The 6,260-nt window shown below is 63.1% G+C and carries 8 protein-coding genes and 1 pseudogene; all 9 read right to left on the bottom strand.

The window, feature by feature from the left end; genetic code table 11:
- Positions 1 to 275: pseudogene (locus H0W47_RS17960) on the bottom strand (EamA family transporter); the annotation flags it as partial.
- A gap of 148 nt (positions 276 to 423) precedes the next feature.
- Positions 424 to 849: a BLUF domain-containing protein gene (locus H0W47_RS17965; RefSeq protein ID WP_296926888.1), complete on the bottom strand. Its 426-nt coding sequence runs from the start codon at positions 847 to 849 to the stop codon at positions 424 to 426.
- Positions 850 to 857: 8 nt separating this feature from the next.
- Positions 858 to 1,592 carry a GTP cyclohydrolase I gene (folE, locus tag H0W47_RS17970; protein ID WP_296926889.1) on the bottom strand — a complete coding sequence of 245 codons (735 nt, stop codon included), beginning with the start codon at positions 1,590 to 1,592 and terminating at the stop codon, positions 858 to 860.
- Positions 1,593 to 1,682: 90 nt separating this feature from the next.
- The gene (locus tag H0W47_RS17975; protein ID WP_296926891.1) at positions 1,683 to 3,392 is read right to left on the bottom strand and encodes an ATP-dependent DNA ligase; all 1,710 of its coding nucleotides are present in this window, start codon (positions 3,390 to 3,392) and stop codon (positions 1,683 to 1,685) included.
- The gene (locus H0W47_RS17980; RefSeq protein WP_296926893.1) at positions 3,389 to 4,435 is read right to left on the bottom strand and encodes a ligase-associated DNA damage response exonuclease; all 1,047 of its coding nucleotides are present in this window, start codon (positions 4,433 to 4,435) and stop codon (positions 3,389 to 3,391) included. Before H0W47_RS17980 ends, H0W47_RS17975 begins: the two co-directional genes overlap by 4 nt.
- Positions 4,436 to 4,553: 118 nt before the next feature.
- Positions 4,554 to 5,006, bottom strand: a complete 453-nt coding sequence (gene nudB / locus H0W47_RS17985; RefSeq protein WP_296926895.1) for a dihydroneopterin triphosphate diphosphatase — start codon at positions 5,004 to 5,006, stop codon at positions 4,554 to 4,556.
- A gap of 6 nt (positions 5,007 to 5,012) precedes the next feature.
- Entirely contained in the window at positions 5,013 to 5,330 is a 318-nt protein-coding gene (locus H0W47_RS17990) for a CcdB family protein (protein WP_296926897.1), read from the bottom strand.
- The gene (locus tag H0W47_RS17995) at positions 5,331 to 5,612 is read right to left on the bottom strand and encodes a type II toxin-antitoxin system Phd/YefM family antitoxin (RefSeq protein ID WP_296926899.1); all 282 of its coding nucleotides are present in this window, start codon (positions 5,610 to 5,612) and stop codon (positions 5,331 to 5,333) included. It lies immediately after the preceding gene.
- A 40-nt stretch (positions 5,613 to 5,652) separates the two neighbouring features.
- Entirely contained in the window at positions 5,653 to 6,192 is a 540-nt protein-coding gene (locus tag H0W47_RS18000; protein ID WP_296926901.1) for a restriction endonuclease, read from the bottom strand.
- Positions 6,193 to 6,260: the final 68 nt, after the last annotated feature.

The following is a 6,260-nucleotide window of genomic DNA, read 5'->3' on the forward strand; positions in this document are numbered from 1 at the left end:
CGGTCAGGTCGGCCTTGCGGTAGCCGCGCAGCAGCACGATGTAATACAAGACATGCAAGACGCCGCTGAGCGCGACGAAGCCCCATTCGATCCAGCCCCAGCCGGGCAGCACGCCCCAGGCGGCCCACAGCCCGACCGGCGCCCAAACGAGCATCAGCACAACGCTGGTGAAAAAGGCAAAACGCGCGTCGCCGCCCCGCCTTTTTGGCAGCGATGTTCCAGCTGGCGTGAATCAGGCCCGCGAGAATGACGAGGGCCAGGGCGCTGGCGGGCAACGCTCAGCTCGCAGTGATCCGCTCGGCGGTCCTGAAGGCCCCTATCCTTTCAGCCGGGGCCGCGGAACCGGCTTTGCCGGTCCGCAGGCGCAGCGGCCCCCTCGGGGGGCAGCGACCCGCGAAGCGGCGGAGCGTGGGGGCCATATTTTCAAGCCCTTCCGCAAATGGCCGCAGTCGCCATCAGGTCTTCCAGCAGCGCCAGCGACACCTTGCCCGACACCGAATACGGATCGAGCTCGGGTTTTTCGGAGTACTTCAGCAGGATGGATGTGTTGATATTGGCCACATTGACCTGGCCCATGGTCCAGCCGCCGAAACGGCGTTCGCTGATTTCCTCGTAGTGCAGCAGCACCACATCGGTGTGGCGCGGGTCTTTCTGGATGTGGCCGTAGAGGTCGCTGACCTGGTTGCGGCCGCCTTCGAGCGCCTGCAAAAAAATGCCGCCACCGTAACAGAGGATGCCAGTGATGCCCATCGCCGGGTTGTGGCTGCGTGACTGGGCCAGGATGGATTCGGTCACCTCGGCAGAACCGGGGTCGGCCGAGCGGCTGGCGTAAAGAAGGCGTACCAACATATCTATCCTTAGTTACTGCTCTTTTTAGGGATCAGTGACAAAAACTCGCGGCGCAGGTTTGGGTCCTTGAGGAACACCCCGCGCATCACGGAATTGATCATCTTGCTGTCCATGTCCTTGACACCGCGCCAGCTCATGCAGAAATGGCTAGCTTCCATCACGATGGCCAGGCCGTCGGGCCGGGTTTTCTGCTGGATCAGGTCGGCCAGCTGCACCACCGCCTCTTCCTGGATCTGCGGGCGGCCCATGATCCACTCGGCCAGGCGCGCGTATTTGGACAGACCGATCACGTTGGTGTGTTCGTTGGGCATCACACCAATCCAGAGCTGGCCGATCACCGGGCAGAAATGGTGCGAGCAGGCGCTGCGCACCGTGATGGGCCCGACGATGATCAGCTCGTTGAGGTGTTCAGCGTTGGGAAACTCGGTGATGCTGGGCCCAGCCACATAACGACCATTGAACACCTCGTTGAGGTACATCTTGGCAACCCGGCGCGCGGTATTGCGGGTGTTGTGGTCGCCCACGGTGTCGATCACCAGGCTGTCGAGCACGCCCTGCATCTTGCCCTCGACCTCGTCCAGCAGCTTTTCCAGCTCACCCGGTTCGATGAAGGCCGCGATATTGTCGTTGGCGTTGAAACGCTTTTTCGCAGCGGCCAGGCGCTCGCGGATCTTAACGGAGACCGGTGTCCCCTCGTCGTCAGGAGCGGCCTGGCCTGCGGGTGAGTCGGATTTCATAAGCATGAGCAATGTTACCAGCCCGCCTGAAAACCGCCAGCATAAGGATTTGAGAACGTTTCAGGCCTCCAGCCCTTATACGGTGGGCGCAAGCAGCTATAAATTCCGGAGCACTTTCAGGTCATCCAGGGTGTTGGCCTCATGCAGCGGCTTGTCGTCCCGGATGCGCAGCATGCGCGGGAAACGCACGGCGATGCCGCTTTTATGGCGCGGGCTAAGGTTGATGCCCTCGAAACCGAGCTCGAAAACCAGGCTGGGCCGGACACTGCGCACCGGGCCGAATTTCTCCAGCGTGGTTTTGCGGATCACGCTGTCGATGCGCTTGAACTCCTCGTCGGTGAGCCCTGAATAAGCCTTGGCAAAGGCGACCAGCTGCAATCCTTCGGGTTTGGCCGGCTCGCGTTTTTCAATCGCCTTGACCACCGCGGCCGCCTCATCCGCATCCCGCGGCGCCCGGTTCCAGACCGCAAAGGTGTAGTCGGTGTAGAGCGAGGCGCGCCGCCCATGGCCGGCCTGCGCGTAGATCAGCACGCAGTCGATGGTCATGGGTTCAATCTTCCACTTCCACCACAGCCCGTCGGCCTTGGTGCGGCCGGTGCCGTAGGCGGCGTCCAGGCGCTTGAGCATGAACCCCTCGACACCGCGCTGGCGCGACTCGGCGCGCAGGGCCTCGAACGCTTCCCACGACGGCAAACGCTCCACCGGTGAGATTTTCAGGGACGTCGCGGCCAGCACCCGTTCGAGCTGCTCGCGCCGCAGGCGCTGCGGCTGGCCGCGCAGGTCCTGGCCCGCCAGTTCCAGCAGGTCGTAGGCCATGAAGCTTACCGGCGCGTCGGCCAGGATTTTTTTGCCCAGGGTCTTGCGGCCTATGCGTTGCTGCAGCAGCGCGAAACTGGCCGGGCGACCGCCGCCGCCGTCCCCCTGCGCCCAGACCAGAATCTCGCCGTCGAGCACCGTGCCGTCGGGCAGCGGCTGCGCCAGCGCGACAATTTCAGGGAAACGCTCGGTGACCAGTTCCTCGCCGCGCGACCACAGCCAGACCTGGCCGGCACGTTTGACGATCTGGCCGCGTATGCCGTCGTACTTCCACTCGACCTGCCAGTCATCGACCGGCCCCAGTCGTGCGTCCAGGCCTTCGAGCGGCGTGTCGAGCTGGTGCGCCAGGAAAAACGGATAAGGCTGGCCCGCATCACGAATATCGCCCTCAGCCCCCGCCACATCTGCGAGGAGCGCTTCATATTTGATAGCAGATGGCATCACCTTGGCGTCCATGTAACCCATCATGCGTTGCGCGATGCGTTTGGCGTCCACGCCCGAATGCGCGGCCAATGCACGTTGCACCAGCAGCTTGCTGACGCCGACCCGAAAGCCGCCGCCGACCAGCTTGACCAGCAGAAAGCGGCCCTGCGCGTCGAGCTCTTGCCAGTAGCTGCGCACGCGGCGCGCCACCTCGTCTTCGGGCAGGCCGCGCAGCGGCAGCAGGCGGTTTTCCACCCAGTCGGCCAGGCCCAGGTCTGACTCCTCGGACTGCAGCGGCAGGACGTAGGCAATGGTTTCGGCCAGATCGCCGACCGCCTGGTAACACTCCTCGAACAGCCAGTCGGCAATGCCCGCCGCCTCGCAGGCCAGCCGGCGCAAGGTGGCCGTCTTCACCACCTGGCGCGGCTTGCCACCGGCCAGAAAATACACCGCCCAGGCCGCGTTGGGCGCAGGGGTGCGCGCAAAGTAGCGGCGCAGTGCGTCGACCTTGGCCGTGGTCGAGGTGGTGCCGTCCAGATCGGCAAACAGCCGCGCGAAATGTTTCATGCGCCGCCCTGCCCTGCGCCCGCGCTTGCGGCCTGTGGCTGGACCTGCTCCTCGACCGGGTCGTCGCCGTATTCGGTGTGGAAGGCTTCAGCCTGCAGGCCCTGCTCCCTCAAATAACGCACCAGCACCGGCACGCTGCCGTGGGTCACGATGACACGCTGGGCGCCGGTCGCGGCGATTGCGCCCATCAGGCCCGGCCAGTCGGCGTGGTCGCTGAGCACAAAGCCCCGGTCATAACCGCCGCGCCGGCGCGCACCGCGCAACTGCATCCAGCCGCTGGCAAAGGCATCGCTGAATTCGCCAAAACGTTTGGCCCAGGGGCCGCCGACCGCACTCGGCGGGCACAACACCAGGGCACGTTTGAAATCGGCCGGATCTTTCACGTCGTCCACCGTCAGCGTGTCGGGCAGGGCCACACCCGCTTCGCGGTAGGCGGTGTTGAGTGTCTGCACCGCACCGTGCACGATGATGGGCGCGATGGACGGGTCGACGCCACTGAGGATGCGCTGCGCCTTGCCGAAGCTGTAACACATGAGCACGCTGGCGCGGCCCAGCGCGACATTGGCCGCCCACCAGCTGTTGATCTCGGCAAACAGCTCGGCGTCGGGCCGCCAACGGTAAATCGGCAGGCCGAAGGTGGACTCGGTGATGAACACATCGCAGCGCACCGGCTCGAAGGGGGTGCAGGTGGCGTCGGGGGCGACCTTGTAGTCGCCGCTGGCGACCCAGGTCTGGCCGCCGTGCACAAGGCGCACTTGCGCCGAGCCCAGGACATGACCGGCCGGATGAAGCGACAACGCTACCCCGTTGTGGACGATCTGCTGGCCGTAGTCCAGGCTTTGCAGGGTGATGTCCTGGCCCAGCCTGGAACGAAGCACACCTTCGGCCGGCGTGGCAGCCAGGTAGTGGCCATGGCCCAAACGCGCATGGTCGGCGTGGGCGTGGGTGATGACGGCGCGGTCCACCGGCCGCCAGGGGTCGATGTAGAAATCGCCGGGCGGGCAATACAGGCCTTCGGGCCGCTGGACAATCAGGTCCTGCATGGGGGACGGGAACTCCGGAAGAAGAAAGAGGGTCCAGAATACGCCGGGCCCAGCGACGCCAGCTGTAGGCGGCAGGAGCCAGCCCGCGTGCGCGTCCGGCTACCGCGAGTACGCCTGCTCAGTCCAGGAACTGCGGCAGCAGCAGGATGGCCTCGGCGTTCGACGGCGAGTAACAGCGGTCGGCCGCTTCTCGCCAGGGCAGCCACTGGCAAGCGGTGTGTTCGCGCGGGCTCAGCGTCACAGCGGTGCCGGATGGCACACGCAGACTGAACACATGTTCGGTGTTGCGCGTGATGCCCGGCGCATAACGCGCGCGCCAGGCCGGGTAGATGTCGTAGGTATTGGTCAGCGACCAGTCACGAAAGTCCGCCACATTTGCCCCGATCCCGGTCTCTTCCTGCACTTCGCGCGCTGCAGTGAGCGCTAGGTCTTCAGACAGGCTGTCGCGGGAGCCGGTCACGCTTTGCCAGAAGCCGGGGTGGTCGGCGCGTTCGAGCAACAAGACCTCCCGCTGCGGTGTGTGGATCACCACCAGCACCGACTCGGGAATCTTGAATGGCCTGCGGCGCATGACGCATCAGAATCCGCTGATCACCGCATCCAGGGCAGCGCTGATCTCGCTGGCGCGATGTCGAAGTGATGCAACAGGCTTCTTGAGCAAGCGTGCAGGAACAGGTGCGGCCATATGGGCTAACACGATCAGGTCCTCCGCGTCGATCTGAACCGGAAGACAGAGATTGAGCGGCAGCCTGGCCGCCCCCACACCCACCCGCGACAAGGGCATGACCAGGCGCGTGGCCAACTGATCAATCAGCTCGCTTTGCACATCAAGGACGTACGGCACGAACTCGCGCGAAGCCGGCTGCGGATTGACATAAACGTCAAACTGCGCCACTCAGGGGTTCTCCATCCACGGAACCAGGCCCTCACACCAAAGGCCGTGATTTTCAAGATGCTCGTTCTGCAGGGCAACCCATTGCCCGTAGTTGTCCTTGAATTCCTTCTGCCGCCGAGCCATGGACTTCTTTTCCCCCGCAGCCTTGAGTGCCTCGAACTGCTCCGCCGAAACGATCACAGAGTCGATCCGGCCGTCTTTCTCGACAAATACGGGTTCGGTTTTGGCTTGGGCGCAGATATAGCCGAAGCGGTTTTTGGCTTGTGTGGCGGTGACTTGCATAAGACAACAACTTTCAAAAAGCGTCTGGCTATTTTAGCCATTATTCGTCTGAGAAGAAGTCTGAGTCAACCCGCTTGAGGTGATAGGTGGCAGCTACAGAAACGCCCAGATCATGCTCAATCATCAACTCGACAAGTCGCGGGCCATCAATCAAAACAATTTTGTAGGATCGGCTGGTGCGCGCCGCCTGTAACGCAGCAGGGGTAAACGTGCTGGTCGTAATGAAAACGCCCTTTCGCGCGCCTTTTGCATCCAGAGATCCTTTAAAATCGCGAATCGGCCCTTCCCCCACGCTCCCTTCCCATCGTTTCGCCTGAAGGTAGATCGCGTCCAGTCCCAAGCGGTCTTCGTTGATGATGCCGTCTATGCCTCCATCGCCTGACTTGCCAACCGCTTGACCTGCTTCTTGACGACTCCCCCCGTAGCCCATTTTCAGTAGCAGTTGAACGACAAGACGCTCAAAAAAATCGGGATCGCATTGCTTGATTGCATCGATAAGCTCTGCCGCCAAAACCTCCCGCGTTAGCCCGGATATTTCATTAGCAGGAGTCGGCAGCCCCGTGCCGAAGCGCGTTGTCATTGGTGTTCGATGTCAATTGCAACCGGGGACTGCCAATGCCAAAGTGTACGCAAGAACGGATCGATTTT

This window comes from Polaromonas sp. (assembly GCF_013817205.1).
Lineage (GTDB): Bacteria > Pseudomonadota > Gammaproteobacteria > Burkholderiales > Burkholderiaceae_C > Polaromonas.